Origin of the sequence: Parabacteroides sp. AM58-2XD, from assembly GCF_003463685.1 — a bacterium.
Classification (GTDB): Bacteria; Bacteroidota; Bacteroidia; order Bacteroidales; family Tannerellaceae; genus Parabacteroides; species Parabacteroides segnis.
In genome coordinates this window covers 18958-41986 of the sequence record NZ_QSDP01000055.1, presented here as the reverse complement: position 1 = coordinate 41986, position 23029 = coordinate 18958, and the positions used below count along the sequence as shown (strand labels likewise).

Here is a 23029-nt window from a genome sequence, read left to right as displayed (position 1 = left end):
AACTGAGATTAACTCAGATTTCATTTTTTGTTCAGGTTCTAATGAACAACTGAATAAAAAAAGAAAGCTTGCTAATATATAGCTTATGTTCTTTAGGTTATTCTATTCTTTTTATAAATAAAACACAAAGGCTATGCCCAAATTCATAGTTCTATCATCTAGGACTTAATCCATCTAGATAAAACGGAATTTTGACACAACCTTCATTGATACTAATCATATTGCGGATATGGCAAAACTATCACCCCATATTGGCCAAATGCAGACTTATTTTATTTATAATCAATATAGTCTGCATTTGTCGATACCCAATCTTCGTTATTTACATACCTTAATCCCGGACTTCAGACATATTTCTAAAGTCGCGGCTCCTCATAGTTTTATTTACCAAAGCGGGTTCTGCACCAAGCTCGGCGATTTCTCTATTTCATTATGAGGTATAGGATACAGATACATGGCACGTGTCCAATTGTAATTACGAGCTACCACACGATTAAAGTATGAACCCGGATCGCCCGGAGATAATGTAGATACACCATTCACATTCATACCATACGCTACTGCTTGATCAGCTTCCTCACCCGGTCCACAAATCATCCAACGACGTACATCGAAATAACGTTGTCCTTCAGAGAATAGTTCTACTTGGCGTTCTCTCCGGATAGCATAAGCCTGTGCCTCATAATCACCTATAATTCCCATCTTTACCCCCGTATCGTTCAATTCGCGATACCCAGGAATGCCTGCACGTTGACGAACCAAGTCGAGGTACTTGATTATGTTCGGATCTTTAGGATCCACTTCATTACAAACTTCCGCATAGTACAAATAAAAATCAGCCAAACGATAAATAATAGAGGGGCGAGCCCAAGTCCTCAAATACGAGCCGGTCATCAATAATTCTTGATTTAAACGCTTATATAAGTAATAACCGCAATAATGTTCACGACCAGCTGTAAAATTATCATTAGGTTCACCTTTACCCATACCTACATAATAACCGGCTTTAGGTTGGATATGCCAACTTTTACCATGATAGGTTACTGCATGATAAAAACGAGGTTCACGATGTACATACATGTTGAATACATGCTTGTCTATCTGCGGTTTCTTGTAAGCACAAGGATTCTCTATATCAGAAAAACCCGTTTCGTTATAATCCGGATCTTCATGAATATCCAAACCTTTGTCTGTAAAGAATGCATCCACCATCTGCTGAGTAACGCCAATACCCGCCATACGATTAAATATATCCCTAGGCGTACAACGCAAATCCAACTCATTATTTTGTGTCAATCCATTCATAAACGTTTTACTACTGGCCCAAATAATTTCATTGTTGTAATTTTGGAACAATTGGTAAACCGACTGGCTGGGATTCTCTGTTTTATCGTTATTATAAGCTTTAAATAAGCCATACCCATTTCCTTCTGCGAACTTCAAGAATGTCTCCAAATGTGTCTTGGCAGTTTTCCATTTATTACGATCTTCCTCAGGAAAGATTTGTTTACCATCCGGATTACGGAGTTCCACAGCTTCAGTATATCCCCCATTGAACAATTTACTCGCAGCAAAAACCCATAATTTAGCACGCAAAGCCAAAACGACAGCCCGTGTAGGACGAACCATTTCGTTCATATTTTCTTTTACCTCACCTGTCATTTCTTCTGTATAACGTAAGGTATGTGGCAAATAATCTTCTTCCAATACCTCTTGTAACAGATCGTCGACAAATTTTACCAATTCATCAACAGAAGCCCTCGGATAGTCAAAAGTTGACTGGTTTTCATCCACTATATCTGTAACCAGAGGGACAGGGCCGTAAAGTTCAAAAAGAGAAAAATAAGAATAGGCAATAAAAAACTTAGCCTCCGACTTCATGCGTTGAATATCTGCTTCCGTCAAGTTCTGTTGGTCACTAACCTGCCCTAAGGGTTTAGCTCGTTCTAAAAAGATATACGCCTGACGGATATATTGGTAAAGCGCAGCAAACCTATGATATGGAGCATTGGCAGCTGTAAAACCATTCAACATAACAGTCTTCGGAGTTCCATAACAATTAGTCAATTCATTACACATATAAGGCCAAGGATTCATAAATCCATTCAAATCAATAAACATTCCGGAAAACTCCGAAATACAATTGAAAATATTGCCATGCCAACGTTTCGTATATCCCACATTGTCAAATACCTGTTCCATTGTCAAGTTACTAGCCAACTCATCCGACACATCCAAGTAATCGGAACAAGAAGTGGTCATAGATAAGCTACCTGCCAGTAGCATTGTATATAAAAAATGTCTTGCTTTCATAAAATTGTTGTCTTAAAAATAAAATCAAAATCCTAATTCCAACCCTACAAGCCAATTCATGTTAATAGGATATTTTTCTCCACCAGAGGCATTACCCAATTCTGGATCCCACATCTTAATATCATCCCATACGGCAATATTGGTACCTTGTACATAAAGACGGGCACGTTTGATCCAATGGCGAGACAGTATTTTCCGATCAAACTCGTAACCCACTTCCACATTTTTCAACCGTAGAAAATTACCGCTACGATACCACCATGTACTGTTCATTGTATTATGATCTGAATGATAAGGATACAGACGCGGGAAAATAACATCCTGGTTGTAAGGATCATTACTACTCCAATGGCTAGCCAAAACCTCTGAACGAACAGAACGCAAATCACCTTGACTGAAAGGCTCAAAAGATTCACTATCTCCTTTCAAATTGATGGAAGCATTTGCCACACCTTGAAAAAAGACTCCGGCATAAAGTCCTTTCCATTCACCAGATACGCCAAAACCATAAACCCATTCAGGATTAACCGAATACATACCATGTTTGTATGTCTGATCATAACTATCAATCAAATTATCACCATTCAAATCACGATATTTGATATCCCCCGGCTTAACAGATGCTGCCGGTTTGGAAGGCCTTCTTTCAACGTATAGGTATTACTACCATCTGAGTTTTGAGTGATGTTAAAATCATCGGGAGTGTAAAGCCCATCTGCAATATAAAGATAAGGAGTCCCTAACTTATTTCCTGTATACATTTGATATTCATATCTAGTTGGAACCTCATCATACTCAATAACTTTATTTTGGGCATAAGTCATATTACCACGGAATGTCAACAACACTTTATCCAGATTTTGTTTGAAAACAATATTTCCATCAAATCCTTTATTTGTCACTTTACCGAAATTTTGCCAAGGAGACTGCCGGAAACCAGTCATGGCACTGATAGTCTTACGTTGCATCAAGATGTCTCTACGATCATTCTTGAATACATCCATACTCAAATCTATCCGTCCACGTAACAAACCAAGGTCAAACCCCACGTTCTTTTTTTCTTCAATTTCCCATGACAAATAAGGAGCAGCAAACAATCCTTCAATAATACCATTACCCGGATTATTCTTTCCGCCACCTCCAGAACCCACAAGGAATCCCAAATTATAACCGGCAGCCCCTGTTCCCATCGTTTGACGATAAGGGAAACGACTTCCACCGACATTGTCATTTCCTGTCAGACCATAGGAAACACGCAATTTCAGTTTATTAATAATATCTTCTGTCCCTTCCATGAATTTCTCATTACTGATGTACCAAGCCGCACCCACAGCAGGGAAAATACCATAACGATGTCCTTTGGCAAAATTTTCACTACCTGTCAAACCGAAACTTCCTTCCAGCATATAACGCTTATCGTAACCATACGACACACGTGCCACCATACTCTGTTTTTTATACGGAAGACCATTACCTTTTTGATCTACACGATCTTTTTGCATATAAAGGACCATACCTTGTACATCATGCACATCATTGAAAGTTCGATTATAATTCAACGAAGCTTCCAGATAAATCTGTTTTTGACCAGAAGTTCCAGATTCTTTCGGGTCACTCAAGTTAGGATTACCTTCGTTAACTAAAATATATTCCTTATTCCCATCCTTGTCCAAATCCATACGATAAGTGGTAGGCTTCTTTGTTCGTTCAGTAGTAGCTGAATAGATAGCATCAAAACTTCCCGTTAATTTCAAGCTTAACCCCTTTGTTATAAAATCCAATTTCTGTTTCAACATAAGTTTGGATTGCAGTTGAGCATTCCAGTATTTTTGATAACCAGATTCATTTAACATATTATATGGGTTTTGCTCACTACTTCCATTATACAAATAGGATTCCGAAAAAGTACCATCTGAAAATATCAAAGGCATGACATGAGGAGCATAATAAAACATACCTTTGAAAATTTTATCTGAGGTATAGCCTGGATAGGTAGATTCCAAATACTGCCCACTCATGTCTACAGACAAATCGGTAGTTTTAGTCACTGCAATATCAACATTGGAACGGATATTATAACGACTCAGATTGATGTTTGCATCATATTTATCAATGGCCTTTGAATCAAAAATACCAGCTTCATTATAAAAAGCACCAGACACGAAATATTTTACTCGGTCCGAACCTCCACGCAAATTCAGTGTAACACGTTCATTGTGAGTCCAATCTTTCATCAGACTCAAATAATCAGCATCAGGATAAAGATCCGGATCTGCATGAGTACGATACAAATTCAATACTTCATCCGAATAAGGTTTTGTCCAAGCAGTTGGATTTCCCAAACTTTCCCAAGTAGCCTCATTATACAAACTCAAATAGTCATAAGCCCCTAATTGTTCAGGCATGCGAGTAGGAGTCACCATGCTAAACTCTGCGCGTACATCCAATGTCGGCTTCTGAGCCATACCACGCTTGGAAGTAACCAAAACAACCCCATTGGCTCCTTCAGCACCATAAACAGCTGTAGCAGCAGCATCTTTCAAAACAGTGAATGACTCTATTTCGTCTGGAGTAATATCATTCATATTACGTGGAATACCATCCACCAATACCAATGGAGATGTTCCTCCAGCAAAAGAACTGATACCACGAATCCAAAAACTGGAATTGTCTTTCCCTGGTTCACCAGAACGCTGTACCGCCAATACACCAGCAATCTGCCCTGCAATGTTGTTTGTCAAACTTCTTCCCGGCAGTTGCAACTCTTTTGCAGAAATAGTATTCAAAGACGAAACAACACTTTCTTTCTTCTGCTGTCCATATCCGATAACCACAACGTCTTCCAGGCCTACCGAAGCTTCCACCATACGGATATTGATGGTCTTTTCGCCTTTGTATATCTTTTCTTCCGTGTTGTAACCGATATACCGGAACTCCAAAACATCTCCTTCACTGACGTTATTGAGTATGTATTTACCATCTATATCAGTTGTTACGCCGTAAGTAGTTCCTTTGATAGATACTGTTGCCCCGATAACTGGATTACCGTCGGCATCTGTCAACAAACCTGTGACCGTTTTCTTCTGCTGATTAAGTATCTGAACCTCTGCTTCATTTTTTGTGTTTGCCTTTTTTACAATGATTTGTCGCCCTATAACGGAATAAGTATCATTGGTTCCGGCAAAAACTTCATGAAGGATCTTTTGAACCGGCTGATCATGAATATCTATGGATACTTTTCTGTTCAGGTCGATCTTTGTACCTTGATAAATAAAAATGAATTCGCTATTCTTTTCGATATAGGAGAATACATCCCGTACCGATTTATTTTCCATCTTTATCGTAAAGTCGATTTCATCGGAGTAACTTCCAATGAAATTGGCAGAAACGTTGCCTGAGAAACACAACAGACAACCACCTAAATATATACTTTTTAGATAATTAAATCTTTTAAATTGGGAACTCTTCTGTTTTTTCATACATTTGTGTGTATTTTTTATGGTAAAACTTAATTAATACTTTTTTAGGGCCAGGCAATATGCGGGTATTGTCTGGCTTTTTAACAGATACATCTTTTTCTAGGATAGATGAATTTCCTTTTTTCTTCTCGTGTACTTATTTCATAGGCTAACTCATTTTAAGGTTAAACATTTTTATTGAAAAACCCGAATACTTCCATCCGGATTGATTTCATATTTAATATCCAGTAACTCCGTAAGAATATTTAAAGAATTACTTATTCCACTTTTCAAATCCAATTTTCCGGAAACCGGTAATAAAGCTATTTGTTGCTCATAATCGATATGGATACCATAATAACGTGACAAACGTTTAAATACTTCCCCCGCTTTATGTTCAGAAAGCAACATAATATAATCTTTCCATGAAATATATTCATTTACATCCACAACATCCACAGTCGAGACTCCTTTTGCAATAGAATATTTCTCATTTGGAGAAATTATAGTCTTCTTCTTATTGTTGTCAACCTCCACACTTCCTTCAACTAACACGACAGAAGCTATTTCATCGTCTTTATAGGCAGAGACATTAAAAGTCGTACCCAATACTTGTACACATAAATCTTTTGTTTTCACAAAGAAAGGTCGTCGGGAATCTTTCGCTACTTCCAAAAAGACTTCCCCTTCTACAAGGATTTCCCTTTTTTCTTTCTCAAATTCGGTAGGATAAATAACATGGCTTCCAGAATTAACGTACATAAATGTACCATCAGAAAAAGTTATGGTAGCCCTTTTCCCCTTAGGAACAATAATATGATTAATATTCTGTTTTACAGGTTCCAAAGTCTCTTTTACGGTCCTTTCTTTATTTACTTGCAGACTTTTTTCTTTGTATTCCAAAGAAACTCCATCAGAAAGTTCCATTCGATCATTTTGGGTAATCAAGGTTATCTCCCGACTCTCTTCCGGCACACTATCATTCAGCATTGATATCGCTAAAACATCTTGTTTTGACAAATCGAAGGAATAAAAATAACTTATCGATAAAGATAGTATCAAAAATGATACAGCTACTACAGAAGATAAATAAATAAATCTCCTTTTGGATTGTTTTTTCAGGATATATTTAGCCTTCAGCTCCAACAAAGAATCTTCAACCTTTTGTGGATCTGTTTTTTCCATATCCTGTATACTTTCAATTAATGCTTGTCCGGCATTTTTGAAAATTGTTTTTCGTATCTTATTTTCTGATTTATGCATATTCTTTTTACATCTTTCTATTATTAAGAGAGAAAAAAGGAAAAAGGTACTCGTCGAATACCGAAAAAATTTATTTTTTTATCTGGAAAAATAATTTACGCAACTGTACGAGTGATTGGCATAATCTGTTTTTACTTGATTGATAATTGATTTCCAACACATTGGATATTTCTTTATGAGATAATCCCTTTACATAAAAAAAGTACAATACTTCTTTTTGTTTAACTGACAATTTTTGATATGCCAATAACAGATCATTCAAATCATCTTTAAAAGAATCCTTTTCTTCCATTGCTGTATGCAACATTTCAGGCAGATCATCGACCAAGACAAAATCATAGCGTTTGCCTTCCTTCTCCAGCAAGTTTAACAAATTGTTGCGAAAAGCTCTAAACATATATGCCTTTACCGAAAGAGGTACTGACAATTTTTTAGATTTCAGCATTAATTCCATAAATAGATCCTGGATGCAATCTTGGACCAAATCCTGATCCTGTGAAAACTTACACCCATAATGCAAGAGTAATGAATAGTATCGCCTATATAATTGATCAAAGGCGTGTTTATCCCCATTTAAATAATGTACCCATAAATATTCATCAGTCGGCCCCACATTGTCGGTCAACTTTTTCGCACTAGAATCAGGATAACAAGCTTCTTTATCAATATTTATATCTGTAAACATAGCAAAAACTACTTCTATCACTCCAAAAGTAGTTTTTGCCTATATTACTCCATTGAACAAATTACATTTGTTCTTGTACAATCTTATCCATATTGATAAAAAACACATTTTCAGTCATTGATTCCTACCCCAAACTGAGTTTGTTGTTTTTCTACTTCCCTTACTTTCAATTGGTTTAGCTCTTTACGCAAGCGTTCGTTTTCCCTCTCCAGGTCACTTTTGTTTACAGAAGTATCAACTACAGAACGGGATTGCCCAGAAAGGATCAACTCATTTTTCGAAAAGATTTCCCGCTGTTCATTCGGTACACTTTCAAACTCCAACACACCCTCCAAAGGACGTGCCTGGCCCGGATTTTGCATGGAAGCTATTATTTTTATCTTTCCGGATACCGCTGTCGATTGCACGAGTACCGGAGCTGTACCCCAAGTCACTTCACAGGGATTATTCCCTGTCGAGACATCTCCTAATAATCGGCCTTCACCTTCTATTTCAAACCGGATAACAGAGTTGTTCAAACGTTTCACCGTTCCCCGTTTATCCACAATCTCGGCAATTACAGTTACAACATCAGAACCATCTGCTTTCAATGGGACTTGCTCATTGTCCAGACGAAGAGAAATATGATCAGCCTGACCGGACGGATAACGCTTATGACTTACCACTACTTCACCGTCAATCAACCCTTCTGCCAATAAATAGGCATCATTCTGCTTTCCGGCACGTGCCATCGCTTTCCATTCCATAAAATGAAAGACATTCTCAAATGTTATAATCGGCGAAGGCATACCTCTATGAGAAGGATCTTTCTTGTAACTATATTTTTTACCACCTTTGAAAACAGTTAACCGTACCTCATCGCAATTGGAATACACAGTCACATCTTCCGGTGAAAAAGGTGTAAGTTCATGCGCTATGTAAATCATTGGTCCGCTATCTGCTATCAGATCACTCTTTTCCGGAGAACGCTGAGCCATAAACATATAATAAGATGTTTTCGGCTGACGGAAAGCATCCATTATCCCACCATAGAAAGGATCGGCATGATAACCTCGTTGGTGATCGAACGAATGCCAGAAACAAGCTCCAACAATCTGGCTCGGCTTATTGCATATCGTCTCGTAACATAAAATCGGATAATCCTTTAAATAAGAAGGTTTCGCATAATGTTCTGCCTGCAGTAACATAGGAACTTCTCCCCAACCGCGAGCCACACGGCTATCTGAATTTTGGGCATTCCAATCATCCACATTATCTCCCCATTCACGAATGAAATAGGTTTTATCCGTGCGCAATTTAGACTCGATAGGACGTAGCAACAAAGAATAATAATGGTCTCCAGCCGCCCCATGGTCACACGCTGCGATACTGTAAGGATAAGGGTATTCTTCTTCACAAATCTCCAATGCTTTCTTTGCAAATTCCTTCGGATAGTGTGTTTCATTTAAAATCGGTTCCCAGAAAAACAAAGAAGCATGATTGCGATGAATACGGATCATGTTACGTATATCCAAATAAACACGTTCCCCAAAAAACGGCTCTTTGTTCCAGAATTGCCAACCCGGAACTTCAACCAAAGCAAACAGGCCGAGTTCGTCACAAGCATCCATAAAAGCAGGATCTATCACATAATGGGTACGAATAACCTTCAAACCGGCATCACGCAGTTTCTTGGCATCTCGCCATTGCATGGAGTTGGGTAACGCGTTTCCGAGAACAGCAAAATCCTGATGACGGTTTGTACCCATCAACTTTCCTTCATAAGGCTTCCCATTTATCCAAAGCCCATCGATCTGTTTAAATTCAATGCTCCGAATCCCAACACGTTGGCGATATCCATCTATCACTTTTCCATGTCTGTCTTTGACCATTACATCCAAATCATACAGATAAGGATCATCCGGACTCCACAAACGGGGCGAATTAATCCGCATCGAACTTATCGCATAAGAAGCCTGTCCTTTTCCTACCGATATTTTCTTCGATGCCTGTTTGACTATTCCTCCCTGCCTGCCTTTCAACTCAAAAAAAACAGTAAGATTTTCTCCTTTCATTGAATTATTACGGACATGAACCTTCAGATTTATATCTGCACTCTTTTCCGACACATTCGCATACGAGACAAATAAACCGCCTCCTGCCACTTCATCTTCATAATTAGCATTGGTGATAAACACATCATTATGTGCAATTAACCAACAATCACGGTAGATACCTCCGAAATAAGTAAAGTCCAACATATTTTGAGCTTTACCGACAGGATAAAGAGGATCATCACTATTGTCGGCTTTTACCGCTATTATATTTTCTTCATCCCATTTCAGGATATTCGTCACATCTACTACTACAGGCAAATATCCCCCATAATATTCCTTCAGTAGTTTACCATTCACATAAACTTCGCTTTTACCCATAATCGCCTCAAAATGAATAAACAATTGTTTCCCTTTCAAGCGTTCGTCCGGAGTAAAACGTTTACGATACCAAGCAACTCCCTGATAATTGGCACAACCACTAGCATCCAATGGCAAATACTCCAAACCATGTGGGACAGATACAACTTCCCAATAGGAATCATCAAAATCAACAGCATAAGGAGTTCCCGATACATCTCCTTTTATAAACCTCCAGGCCAAATTCATGGAATAAACTTCACGCCCCGTGTTGGGTAATTCATAAAAACCTGCCGTTGAGAATCGGGGCTGGTTCTGGGCAAACAGTTGAACTGCCCAAAATAAGAAGAAGACTAGTAAAAATTCTTTTTTCATTCGATATTATGTTGAATAAATCATAGGTATTATTCCCAATTAAGAGCAAAAGTAGTTTTTACAGATATTATATCATTGAATAAATAACACCTATAGTTGTAAAATCTTATCATTTAATCATAAAGCATGTAATATCTTCCCGTGTAACAGTTTTGCAACATCAATGTAATATTTACTTCAAAGCGTCTTAACCCATTTTTAATACATGTTACCTTACTTTGCACTCAGAACAAAGAGGTTAATGACGTGAGAAAGTTTTTTGAAAAAATTGTAGAAGGAGGATTATTAATCAGCGGAGGTGTAACCAGTTTCACGATTCTGCTGATTGTCTTTTTTCTGTTTAAAGAAGCATCCGGCCTTTTCAACAGTCCGGTAGTCGAAGAGGGATACGTGCTTGCCGTGAATAAGAGTAACGATGTGAGTCATCTGTCACCGGAAACAATCATGGATATTTTCGATGCCAAAATAACCAACTGGAAAGAGGTTAACGGCAAGGATGAAGAAATCCTGGTCTTTCGTTTTTCCGACCTGACGCAATATTACAGTGAAGAAGAGTTGGGAGATGAATTTCAGTACGTTCCCGACAAAATCAGCGAACTCGTCAGCAAAGAGCCGGGAATCATCGCATTCTTTCCTCAGCAATATCTGGCGAAAGACTTCAGGGGAACCGTTCTTCCCGAAGAGAAAATATCGCTTTCCGACTTCTTCGCCGGCACCAAATGGTACCCGACCTCTGCACCTGCTCCAATCTTCGGATTGATCCCCCTGTTGCTCGGAACATTGCTGGTCAGTATCGGCGCCATTGTTCTTTCGCTCCCTTTCGGTATTGCCGTTGCCATCTACCTGGCAGAAATTGCAAATAAACGGACCCGGGAGATACTGAAGCCGGTTATTGAATTGCTGGCAGGGATTCCTTCGGTCGTATACGGTTTCTTCGGATTGGTTGTAATCGTTCCGCTCATACAGAAAGGGCTGAACCTTCCGGTTGGAGAAACAGCCTTTGCCGGCAGTGTCGTTCTGGCCATCATGCGTTGCCGACCATTATCACGGTTGCCGAAGATGCCATGCGCACCACGCCGCGTGCCATGAAAGAAGCGAGTCTGGCCCTGGGAGCAACCCAATGGCAAACAATCTATAAGGTAATCATCCCCTATTCCATATCCGGTATCACATCGGCAATCGTCCTGGGTATCGGGCGGGCAATCGGAGAAACAATGGCCGTCCTGATGGTAACAGGAAACGCGGCCGTTATCCCGACCTCCTTCTTTGAACCCGTACGGACCATTCCGGCAACCATCGCGGCAGAACTGGGAGAAGCACCTGCCGGAGGAGCTCATTACCAGGCATTGTTCCTGTTAGGGGCAGTATTATTTATCATTACGCTACTGTTAAGCATTACAGTAGAATACATTTCATCCAAAAGAAAAATGTGATTAAGCTATGGCACCTGTTCAAAAGTTAGGCAATGTTGACACAAAGAAACGGACTTCACAGAAAGTTGCGTTCGGTATATTCACACTTCTCAGTTATCTGGTTGTTGTCATTCTTTTCCTTATTCTCGGTTTTATCATTATCCAGGGAGGAAAAGTAATCAGCTGGGATTTCCTGACGGAAGCGCCGGCCGACGGGATGACTGCCGGAGGTATTTTCCCGGCGATTGTCGGAACACTTTATCTGGTATTGGGCAGTAGCCTGATTAGTTTCCCTATCGGAATCATGAGCGGTATCTATATGAATGAATATGCGACAAACGGAAAAATAATCCGTTTCATCCGGATTATGACCAATACCTGAGCGGTGTACCGTCGGTTGTATTCGGACTATTCGGAATGTCCCTGTTCGTCGTTACCCTGGGGTGGGGAGACTCCATCATCGCCGGTTCGTTTACCCTGGCACTGATGTCTTTACCTCTGATTATCCGTACAACGGAAGAAGCCCTCAAAAGCATCGACGATTCTTTCCGACACGGCAGTCTGGCACTGGGAGCTACCAAGTTACAGACCATTCGCAGGGTTGTATTACCGATGGCTTTTCCGAATATCATTACCGGATTAATCCTGTCTATCGGACGTGTATCCGGAGAGACGGCTCCTATCCTGTTTACCGTTGCCGCTTACTTCCTGCCCCAACTGCCGGGAAGCATCTTCGACCAGTGTATGGCCCTGCCCTATCATCTGTATGTCATTTCCACCAGCGGAACAGACATCGAAGCCTCGCGTGGAATGGCCTACGGAACGGCTCTGGTACTGATTGCAATCGTATTAATCGTAAACTTACTGGCTAATGCGCTGAGAGGCTATTTCGCCAGGAAAGTAAAAATGAACTAAATAATAGGCCAATAGGGAAATGTGCCAATATGCCAATAAAAGAAAAGCTAACATTTCGCCCCCTATTGATACATTTTTCATCGGCATATTGGCACATTGGCATATTAGCATATTGATAAATTATTTATATTATGATAAAGATTGATGCTCAGAATGTAGATTTCTATTATGGCGATTTTCATGCCTTAAAGAATATATCTATGCAAATTGAAGCAAACACGTCGGTCGCCTTTATCGGACCGTCCGGTTGTGGTAAATCCACCTTCCTGCGCTTATTCAACCGGATGAACGACCTGATACCCGACACGCACATGGACGGAAAAATCCTGATTGACGGAAGAGATATTTACGGTAAAGGAGAAAAGGTCGACCTGCTCCGGAAAAATGTGGGCATGGTATTCCAGAAACCGAATCCTTTCCCGAAAACAATCTTTGAAAACGTTGCCTACGGGCTCCGGGTAAACGGGATAAAGGACAATGCTTATATCGAAGAGACTGTCGTCAAAACCCTCAAACAGGTTGTTCTTTGGGATGAAGTAAAGGATAAACTAAAAGAATCGGCTTTCGCCCTGTCCGGCGGCCAGCAACAACGTCTGTGTATCGCCCGTGCATTGGCCATATCGCCTTCCATTCTTTTAATGGATGAACCGACTTCGGCATTGGACCCTATATCGACTGGTAAGATAGAAGACCTGATACATGAACTAAAAAGCGAATATACTATCGTAATCGTTACCCACAATATGCAACAGGCTGCCCGTGTCAGCGACAAGACCGGGTACTTTTATCTGGGGGAACTGATAGAGTTCGATAATACACGTAAGATATTTACCAATCCGGAGAAGGAATCGACTCAGAATTATATTACGGGACGGTTCGGGTAATTGAAAATTAAGAATTAAAAATTGAAAATTGAACGATCATATATGAAAGTCATAGATCAGGAGATTGCCTCCTTAAAAAACAGCATCAGCGAGATGTGGGCATTGGTCCACCAACAGTTATATAATGCCGGCGAAGCATGCTAACCGGAGACAAGGAACTGGCCTACAAAGTAATCAGCCGCGAACGCCGGGTAAATGCGTTCGAACTGAAGATAGACAGCGACTGCGAAGATATCATCGCATTATATGCTCCCGTTGCCGTCGACCTGCGCTTCGTTCTTGCCATGTACAAAATCAACACGAACCTGGAACGCCTGGGAGACTTTGCCGAAAGCATCGCCCGCTTTGCCGGAAACCTGCCGGAAGGTGTTCCCGTCGACCCACAACTGATAAAGGATACCCGGGTGGAAGAAATGTTGCAGGAGTTACTAAGTATGCTTATGCTCAGCCAGGAAGCATTCGAAAAGGAAAGTTCTGAAATTGCATCACGCATCTTCCTAAAAGATAACCTGATCGACGAGATCAACCATAACTCGACCAGGATCATTGCCGATTACATAGAAAAGCATCCGGGAAGTGCCCTGGTCGGCCTTTACATGGCCGGAGTCATCCGCAAAATGGAACGCTTCGGCGACCACTGTACCAACATCGCCGAAGAACTGATATTCTATCTGGATGCCAAGGTAATGAAGCACATCGGAAAGACAGAAAATTAAAATAGGCATAAATAAGATTTGTGTTTTACGTTTCTATCTTGTAATATTGTATCCGTTATAAGGGAGCAATATCTACAATACTATCGTGGAGATTCATGAAACAGAATTAATAGCCGGTTTGAAAAGTGGGGAAAGCAGAGCCTACCGTATTTTATTTGACAACTATTATCATCTTCTATTCCGTATTGCCTGTCAATATGTAAGGGATGATACAGTAGCCGATACCATCGTCGGTGATGTATTATCCCATATATGGGAAACACGCGAATCACTCCATATCACCTCTTCACTGCAAGCCTATCTGGTCTGTTGCATACGTAATTATGCAATCAATTATCAAAAGAAATTATTTGCAGACCGGGAAATCAGTATCGACGATTACGAAGAATACCCGGAAGCTATTCTTCAGGGACTGTTCCTCTCCGACGAATATCCGTTGGGACAATTGCTAGAAAGAGAACTCAACGAGCAAATACTCCTCGAAATCAATAAACTTCCCCGCGAAACCCGGCAAGTTTTCATCTTTAGCCGGATCGAAGAGTTGGCTTACGACGAGATCGCAGATAAAGTAGGCATCTCGGTTAACACAGTCAAATACCATATTAAACAAGCCCTGTCTACCCTCCGTACTCGTATGAAAGGCTATTTATCTTCCATTTTGTTCTGATACATTTCAATCCAAAATCATTTTTTTGAAAAATATTTCATTTTTCACTACCCTCGCTCTACCCGTATGTTGTCTTTAGGGTAAGAAGCATAAAAATGGATCAAAATAAACAACAAGAATACTACGACGAGCTGATCACCGGTTATCTGAACCGGTCGCTTACTCCTGAGCAGGAGAAAGAACTCAGCCGTTGGGTCGCAGCAAACGAGTCTCATAAAAAACATTATTATGAAATGACCGAGCTGTGGCTATCTTCCTATGATAAACAACATAAAAACAGAAGAAAGAACGAAGCCGTATACCGCCGTTTTGCTGAACAGGCCGGATTCAGAAAACAAAAATATCTGTTCCTACGGGAATATACCCGGATCGCAGCGGCTCTGCTGGTCGGAGTTTTCCTGGGTACTACCGGATTATATCTGTTCAATCAGTCTAACAGACAGGACGAGCAGGCAATGATACGGACCATTGAAGTGCCGCTCGGTTCACGAAGCCGCCTCCAACTGGAAGACGGAACCATAGTATGGCTGAATGCCGGTAGTAAATTCAGCTGTCAACCCGGATTCTCACAGAAGAACCGACAGGTCACACTGGAAGGAGAAGGTTATTTTGAAGTGGCCCGTAATGAAAAGCTGCCGTTCATCGTCAATGCAAAAGAAATCGATGTGAAGGTACTGGGTACAAAATTCAATGTCAAAGCCTATTCCGACGATCAGGAAATAGCCGTTACCCTGGCTGAAGGTTCTGTAAACATGATAGACAGAGCAGCCCCAGCCAATTCCATCATTATGGAACCTCAACAGCAAGCCGTTTATAACAGACTGACCCAAAAGACAGAAGTTAGAAAAGTTTCGACAGACGCAATCTGCCAATGGACAACAGGGGCCCACTTCTTTAATGAAGTCAGTTTTGAAGAAATCGCCGGACAGTTGGAAAAAGCCTTCGACGTAACCTTCATTTTCCGGAATCCGGAACGTCGGAAACTTCGTTTCTACGGAGAGTTCCGCAGCACGGATACGCTTAACGACATTCTGACGATTATGTCTTCCAGTGAGAAATTTACTTACAGACGAAATAACAATATCATTGAGATATATTAAAATAGTTGATAATTAAAAAAGAAAGGAGAATCACGAAAAGAAAAAAAGAAAGCACAAAAAAGAGCCGGAAAATGTTCGCACCATTTCCCGACTCACGAGTTCATTAAAACTTAATAATTAAATTCTAATCACATTACAAAAGTATGGAAAACATTCTTTATAAAGAAAGAAAAATCACGCTAATTGTTCGCAACCGGTTCTATGTAGCCTGGTTATGTATGATACTTTTCGCAACAAGTATGCAACAGGCGTTCGCAGCATTACCACAAAATCAAAAGATCACACTGAATCTTCAAAATGCCACGATAAAAGAGGCTTTTGAAACAATCAGAAAACAGAGCGATTACATTTTCTTCTTTGAAACCGGCGACGTGGATACCCGGCAGAAAATCAGTCTGCAAATAAGCAGCGAATCCATTAACGATATTCTGAATCAGGTACTGAAAGGAAAAGGCCTGAAATATGAAATCAAAAACAAACACATTATCATCAAACCGGACAAGACACCGCAACCGGCTCAATCCTCCCGACAGTCGGGAACGATCAACGGCGTTGTTACCGATGAAAAAGGGGAACCGATCATCGGAGCCAACATCATGGTCAAAGGGACCACGAACGGTACAGTCACAGACTTGGACGGTAAGTTTGTCATTCAGGCATCTCCCGGCGATATCCTGGAGATCAGCTATATAGGCTACAACCCTTTGCAGATAAAAGCCGGTACACAAACTTCCCTCTCCATCAAAATGACGGAAGACACACAGAACCTGGAGGAAATAGTTGTCGTTGGGTATGGTACACAAAAGAAGTCAGACCTGATCAGTGCAATCACTTCAGTACGCGGAAAAGAGCTGGCCGAACAACCGGTTCCCCGCGTCGACCAGCTATTACGCGGCCGTGTAGCCGGGATGCAGGTCGTTCAGTCAAACGGAACGCCGGGAGCCTCATCGAGTATCCGTATCCGTGGCGGCAACTCACTTTCAGCTAGCAACGAACCGCTTTATGTAATCGACGGTTTTATCGATGCCGGAGACCTGAATTCCCTGAATCCGAATGATATCGAATCCATTGAAGTACTGAAAGATGCTACATCCACTGCCATTTACGGAGCCCGCGGTTCAAACGGTGTTATCCTGATCACGACCAAAAGGGGAAAAGAAGGTAAAGCACAGTTTGACGTGGAAGCATCCTACGGCTGGCAAAAGTTACCTAAAAAGATAGACTTGCTCTCTACCGGAGAATATGCTTCTTATCTCAATAAAATTGCCCGAATGAACGGGACCACGGTTCCTTATGACGATCCGTCCAAAGTTACAGGCGTAGACTGGCAGGACGAACTATTCCGCACTGCTCCTGTTTATAATGTAAACCTGTCAAGCAGCGGTGGTACGGAAAAGATCAAATACCTGATCTCGCAGAACCATTTCGATCAAGATGGCATCATGGTCGGTTCCGGTTTTAACCGTACGACTTTACGTACGAATGTAGATGCAGAAGTCAATCCCTGGTTCAGTCTTGGCACAACAGTCAGCCTGTCACGCGAATTCAGCGATATATCCACACTCCCGAGCGATTATTCATTAGCTGTTTACGGAATAGGCATGTCGCCTATCGGAACGGCATTCAATCCGGACGGTTCATATAATTATACCGAATCCAGCCGCCCGCTCGGTCGTAATCCCCTCGCAGAAGCCTTGCTACCTACGGATGAAAAGAATACTTATTATGTATTGAACAACTCTTACCTGCAATTCAAGATAGGAGAACATTTCACCTGGCGTTCTACATTAGGTATCAAATGGAACTACTGGCGTGAAGATTATTTCTCTCCGCGTAAAGGCTCTTATCAGGAAAAAACCAACAGTGCCAAGGCGACTACCCTGCAAACACAGGACTTGCTGACAGAGCATACATTGACCTATACACTGAAAAAGGAAGTACACTCATTTTCTGCCCTGGGAGGTTTCACCGCGCAAAAAGGCTACGATAAAGGGTTATCTACCGAAGTCTCGAACTTTGCCAATGATATCACCGGATTCTATGACCTGAACTCCGCCCAACTGAAAAACTCGGTCAAATCAGGTTACCACAACTGGGGATATATGTCCTGGCTTGGACGTATCAACTATTCTTATGACAATCGTTACCTGCTGACAGCCGTAGCACGTTACGACGGATCATCCCGTTTTTCTCCGGGAAACAAATGGGCATTTTTCCCTTCCGTTTCCGTCGGCTGGAGAATTACGGAAGAAGATTTCATGAAAAGCCAGCAGGTTGTGAACGATCTGAAACTCCGCCTCAGCTATGGCCGTGTCGGAAACCAGGCTATCGATATCTATTCAACCCAGTCGCTCTTCTCATCCGGCAGCACGATCCTCGGAGGTCAGGAAGTTGTTACTTACACTCCGAGCAAAGTCCCCAGCAAAGATCTTACCTGGGAAAAGACAGACCAGTTCGATGCCGGAATTGATTTTTCTTTTTTCAACTCCGTCCTGACCGGTTCGCTCGACTATTACCATAAAAAGACCAGCGACCTGCTATGGGAGATATCCGTTCCTTCCTACATCGGACAATCCACCCAGTTGCAGAATCTGGGATCGCTCTCCAACCAGGGAGTTGAATTATCATTGAATGCTTCCCTTATAAACAAGAAGGATTTTCAGTGGGATATGAACTTCAATATCTCGACCAACCGCAGCAAGGTACTGAGCCTTGGCCCGGACCAGGAAAAACCGGTAGGAGAACATTGGGGCGGTTATTACAGCAGCATCCTGAAAGTAGGATCACCCGTCGGACTGTTTTACGGTCAGGTATACGAAGGTGTACTGACCCAGCAGGATATCGACGCAGGAAACCTATCCGCCCGTCCGGGAGATCCGAAATTTAAAAATATTCCCGATGATCCGAACAACTCTACCGTTATCGGTAATGCCAATCCGGATTTCTTCGGAGGATTAGGCACAACAGTAGCCTATAAAGGAATATCCCTAAACGCCTTCTTCCAGTATTCGGTAGGCAACGATGTGATGAACCTGAACAGTGCCTATTTCCTGCCGGGTAATGCCAACGTAAACTGCTACCGCGAACTGGCAGAGAAGATGTGGACTCCTGAAAATCCGGACACAGACGTTGCACGTCCTGGAAACAGTTACATCTACTCCGTCGATTCACGCTTCGTAGAGAACGGAAGTTTCCTTCGTCTCTCTTCGCTGACCCTGGCGTATGATTTACCCCGCAACCTACTGCAATACATCGGCCTGGCTTCAGCCAGAGTATATGCAACCGGCAACAACCTGTTCAATATCTGCAACTACCGCGGATACGACCCGGAAGTCAGCCTCTATTCCACCAGCCCGATCCTGAAAGGATACGACTGGGGACAATATCCGATGAACCGTTCATTCTCCATCGGACTTAAATTCACTTTGTAAACCTATAAAATGATTGAAAGATGAAAAAGTATAATATCCTTCTGATTTTATTTATCCTGTTCACTACAGCCTCCTGCTCCGGGTTGCTGGATGAAGATCCGAGAGGAGACGTTGCTGGTAGCAACTTCTTTACAGATGAAGAGAATGCTTTATCAAACATAAATGATCTCTACAATGCCTTCGGGGATGCAAACGTATATAGTCGCCAGGCAATGATGGTCATGGAATTCGGCACAGACCTGGGAACACGTTCCCCTAGCGATAACTGGCCGACACTCGACCCGATAGCGACCTATACGCACGATGCTTCCGCCCAACGTATCTGGTGGGTATGGCGGGATAGCTACAAGTATATCCGGAATGCCAACCTCTCGATCGCCAGTATAGAAAACATGGATGCTTCCCTGTTCAAACATGCCGGAAAAGAACGGCTACTGGCTGAAGCACGTTTCATCAGGGGATTCCTATATTTCCACCTGACAAACTTTTTCGGCGATCTGCCGGTCATCACCGAACCTGCCGAGGATTTGAATTCACTGTTGCATCTTTCACGCACGCCTGCCAGCCAGATCAGAAAAGAGATCGTACTGGCAGATATGCAATATGCCGCCGACCATTTACCGGAATTCGACGAGTACAGCAGCAATGATGCCGGACGTATCAGCCGCAGTACAGCAATCGGCATGATGGCAAAGGTCTACCTGTTTGAAAAGGATTACGCCAAATGCGCCGAACTCTGTAAAACTCTTTATTCGGAAGGTAAGCGGGGTTTACTGAATCAGTATGCCGATGTTTTCGATTCAAAATACAACAACAGTAAAGAAAGCCTTTTGGCTATCCAGTCACTGATAGAGAAAAAAGAATCGCCGGCACAGACCACTTGTTACGGTGATTTCACAGAAGATGACGACAGTCCGTATAACAATGGCAGTGCCATTGCCCCGTTACTGCCTTTTGCCTCCTACTATGTACCGAAAGAAGACCAATGGTATGATACGGAGAATGACAACCGGTGGGGTTTCAATTTCCGCCTGGCTTCCGAATCCAAATATAAGGAATTGATAGACGGTACAGGCACATCAGCCAAACACCTCGGTGCCGGTATCAAATATAAAGGGGAGATTGTCCGTATGCCATATATCGTCAAATTCTGCGATGTAAACAACCGCCGGCCGGACCGTTCGGGTACATCGCTAAACTTCCCGATCCTGCGCTGGTCGGATATATTGCTGATGTATGCCGAAGCGCTGAATGAACAGGGAAATACAGGCGAAGCATTCACTTACATCAATGAAGTCAGAAAACGCGCCTATACAAACAAAGACAATACCCTCAATCCGGGTTGGGAGCTCAAAGGACTTTCACAAAGCGAACTGAGAACGGCAATCCTGAAAGAACGTGCATTGGAACTTTGCTTTGAGGGACACCGTAAATTCGATCTTTCCCGTACCGGGACACTTGAGGCGGCGATCAAGGGTGTCACTCACCTGGATGATATCGAATTTCTATTCTCGGAGGCGTATTATCCCAAAGAAGCAGCCCGCAACGTGCATAGCTGGCATCGCCTGTTCGGAGTACCGACAAGTGAGATAACATTAAACAGTAACCTTCTTCCCCAGAATGAAGGTTATTAAACACCATTCTTATTTATGCTTAACAAACTAATTTCGGGTATATCTCTGATAACCCTCTGTTCTAACATAGTAGCGCAAAGCCCCGGACAGGGGCTGGCCTACTATCAGTCATTCGATGACCCGCAACCGGAAGCGATCCGGATGGCAGAAATTGCGACGCGGGATTCATCTTCCCTTTTTCTGGTACATACATCGTCTTACAGTGAAGGACTGAAAGGGAAAGCCCTTGACCTGACAGATGAAGTCGCTTACCGTATTCCCCTTTCCCTGACGGCAAAAGATTGCCCATCTTTCGACGACGGCCGTTCTTTTTCCTTGCAGGTCTGGGTTAAAACCAAGCCGGGCGCACCTTTAGGTACACCGATCATGACAAATGCCACCACCAAGGAACCTACCGGCTGGTGTATCGGCACACAGGAAAATGGTGCTTGGTACCTGAGCCTGAACGACGGGAAAAACAGTTATACCTACCAACCGACAGCACAGCGCCAGGCGATCAATGACGGAAAGTGGCACCAACTGACAGTCTCAGTAGACAAGACAAAGGGAGAAGTATGGATGTACCTGGACGGACGCAATGTCGCCATCTACCAGATCGAAGGATTGAAATCTCTTGAAAGTAAATTCCGGACGATTATAGGAGGAAGCGACGAAGAGCAAGACTGGGAATGCCGGGGCGAATGGATGGCTTTCAACGGAAAAATCGATGAAGTGAAAATGTGGGACCGCCCGGTCAGCAGCGCCGAAGTACGGAAGAGTTACGAGCAGTTCTTTCCTTTATCCCCTCTTTATCCGTCATACAAACCCGACCGGTTAAAAGTACAGGTATGGAATATATGGCACGGAGGACGCCGCTTTGGTAAACAGGTCGGTGTAAACCGCGTCATCGAAGTATTAAAAAGGGAAAATGCGGATGTGATCGGCCTGATCGAGACATACGGTTCTGGAGCAATTATCGCTGATTCCCTGGGGTATTATTTCTATCTGATCAGTTCCAATCTCAGCATCATGAGCCGTTATCCGATAGATGAAACGATCCAACTGTTCCGCTCGTTCAATTCGGGAGGGGCACTCATCCGCATAAGTGAAGAACAACAGATTGCTTTCTACGATATCTGGCTCCATTATCTGCCCGATGTTTCAGACCTGAACAATGGAAAAGCAGCCGTAAAGAAATATGAAGAAGATGAAGCACAAACCCGCATCCCGGAGATCAAGGAGATTCTGAAACAAATGGCTCCCCGCACTGCCCAATCGGCAGAAACCCCGGTCATATTGGTTGGAGACTTCAACTGCGATTCGCATCTGGACTGGAACGAACAGGCACGTCCCGCCCACCTGGGGGCTTTTGCCAAACTGGAAGTATCCAGACAAGTCCTCAACGAAGGTTTTACGGATAGTTTCCGCCACCTCTATCCGGACGTTCTGCTGAATCAAGGGGCGACCTGGTCTCCCCTTATCAACCTGGGATCAAAAAAACTAAGCTGTCTGCCCCAACGTATCGACTATATCTATTATAAAGGAGATAAACTTATCCCGTACCGTTCGGAAGCCCTCTCCCATCATCCCGTAGGCTGGCCGTCAGACCATGGAAGTGTAGTGACATCATTCTACTTTAAATAAAAGGCAAACTGCAAGTATTGCATATCACTACTGTCTTCTTTTCATATCACAGTTGGATTCCGTTTGTTTCACAGATGGATTTCTTTTGTATCACAGCTGTGATATGAATAGAAGATCAAGGGAAAAACCACTCTACCCCGGAACAAAGTCATTGTATGTC

The 23029-nt window shown here is 42.3% G+C and carries 12 protein-coding genes and 3 pseudogenes; 9 read left to right on the top strand and 6 right to left on the bottom strand.

The features are described 5' to 3' along the window. Positions 1–384 precede the first annotated feature (384 nt). The 6 genes from DXA15_RS14425 to DXA15_RS14405 all read right to left on the bottom strand — a co-directional run bounded on the left by DXA15_RS14425 (position 385) and on the right by DXA15_RS14405 (position 10487). A complete protein-coding gene (locus tag DXA15_RS14425) occupies positions 385–2313 on the bottom strand; it encodes a RagB/SusD family nutrient uptake outer membrane protein (protein ID WP_128134466.1) in 1929 nt (642 codons plus the stop codon). Positions 2314–2337: 24 nt separating this feature from the next. Then, positions 2338–2901: a hypothetical protein gene (locus DXA15_RS28040; protein WP_369683072.1), complete on the bottom strand. Its 564-nt coding sequence runs from the start codon at positions 2899–2901 to the stop codon at positions 2338–2340. Then, the gene (locus tag DXA15_RS14420) at positions 2898–5792 is read right to left on the bottom strand and encodes a TonB-dependent receptor (protein WP_369683071.1); all 2895 of its coding nucleotides are present in this window, start codon (positions 5790–5792) and stop codon (positions 2898–2900) included. Before DXA15_RS14420 ends, DXA15_RS28040 begins: the two co-directional genes overlap by 4 nt. A gap of 174 nt (positions 5793–5966) precedes the next feature. Continuing rightward, positions 5967–7034, bottom strand: coding sequence for a FecR family protein (locus DXA15_RS14415; protein ID WP_128134465.1), 1068 nt, complete (start codon positions 7032–7034; stop codon positions 5967–5969). 70 nt (positions 7035–7104) lie between these two features. Further along, positions 7105–7740: an RNA polymerase sigma factor gene (locus DXA15_RS14410; protein WP_233567284.1), complete on the bottom strand. Its 636-nt coding sequence runs from the start codon at positions 7738–7740 to the stop codon at positions 7105–7107. An 89-nt stretch (positions 7741–7829) separates the two neighbouring features. Beyond that, the gene (locus tag DXA15_RS14405; RefSeq protein ID WP_128134464.1) at positions 7830–10487 is read right to left on the bottom strand and encodes a sugar-binding domain-containing protein; all 2658 of its coding nucleotides are present in this window, start codon (positions 10485–10487) and stop codon (positions 7830–7832) included. Between the two features lie 246 nt (positions 10488–10733). Here DXA15_RS14405 and pstC point away from each other — a divergent pair. The 9 genes and pseudogenes from pstC to DXA15_RS14360 all read left to right on the top strand — a co-directional run bounded on the left by pstC (position 10734) and on the right by DXA15_RS14360 (position 22869). Next, positions 10734–11920: pseudogene (gene pstC, locus DXA15_RS14400) on the top strand (phosphate ABC transporter permease subunit PstC). 7 nt (positions 11921–11927) lie between these two features. Then, positions 11928–12814: pseudogene (gene pstA, locus DXA15_RS14395) on the top strand (phosphate ABC transporter permease PstA). 131 nt (positions 12815–12945) lie between these two features. Further along, positions 12946–13698, top strand: a complete 753-nt coding sequence (pstB, locus tag DXA15_RS14390; protein ID WP_128134463.1) for a phosphate ABC transporter ATP-binding protein PstB — start codon at positions 12946–12948, stop codon at positions 13696–13698. A gap of 42 nt (positions 13699–13740) precedes the next feature. Then, positions 13741–14414 (top strand): annotated as a pseudogene (gene phoU, locus DXA15_RS14385) (phosphate signaling complex protein PhoU). An 85-nt stretch (positions 14415–14499) separates the two neighbouring features. After that, positions 14500–15081, top strand: a complete 582-nt coding sequence (locus DXA15_RS14380; protein ID WP_233567283.1) for an RNA polymerase sigma-70 factor — start codon at positions 14500–14502, stop codon at positions 15079–15081. A gap of 95 nt (positions 15082–15176) precedes the next feature. Beyond that, positions 15177–16181: a FecR family protein gene (locus DXA15_RS14375; RefSeq protein ID WP_128134461.1), complete on the top strand. Its 1005-nt coding sequence runs from the start codon at positions 15177–15179 to the stop codon at positions 16179–16181. Between the two features lie 143 nt (positions 16182–16324). Continuing rightward, a complete protein-coding gene (locus tag DXA15_RS14370) occupies positions 16325–19612 on the top strand; it encodes a TonB-dependent receptor (protein WP_128134460.1) in 3288 nt (1095 codons plus the stop codon). Between the two features lie 20 nt (positions 19613–19632). After that, positions 19633–21246, top strand: a complete 1614-nt coding sequence (locus DXA15_RS14365) for a RagB/SusD family nutrient uptake outer membrane protein (protein WP_128134459.1) — start codon at positions 19633–19635, stop codon at positions 21244–21246. A 15-nt stretch (positions 21247–21261) separates the two neighbouring features. Beyond that, positions 21262–22869: an endonuclease/exonuclease/phosphatase family protein gene (locus tag DXA15_RS14360; protein WP_128134458.1), complete on the top strand. Its 1608-nt coding sequence runs from the start codon at positions 21262–21264 to the stop codon at positions 22867–22869. Positions 22870–23029: the final 160 nt, after the last annotated feature.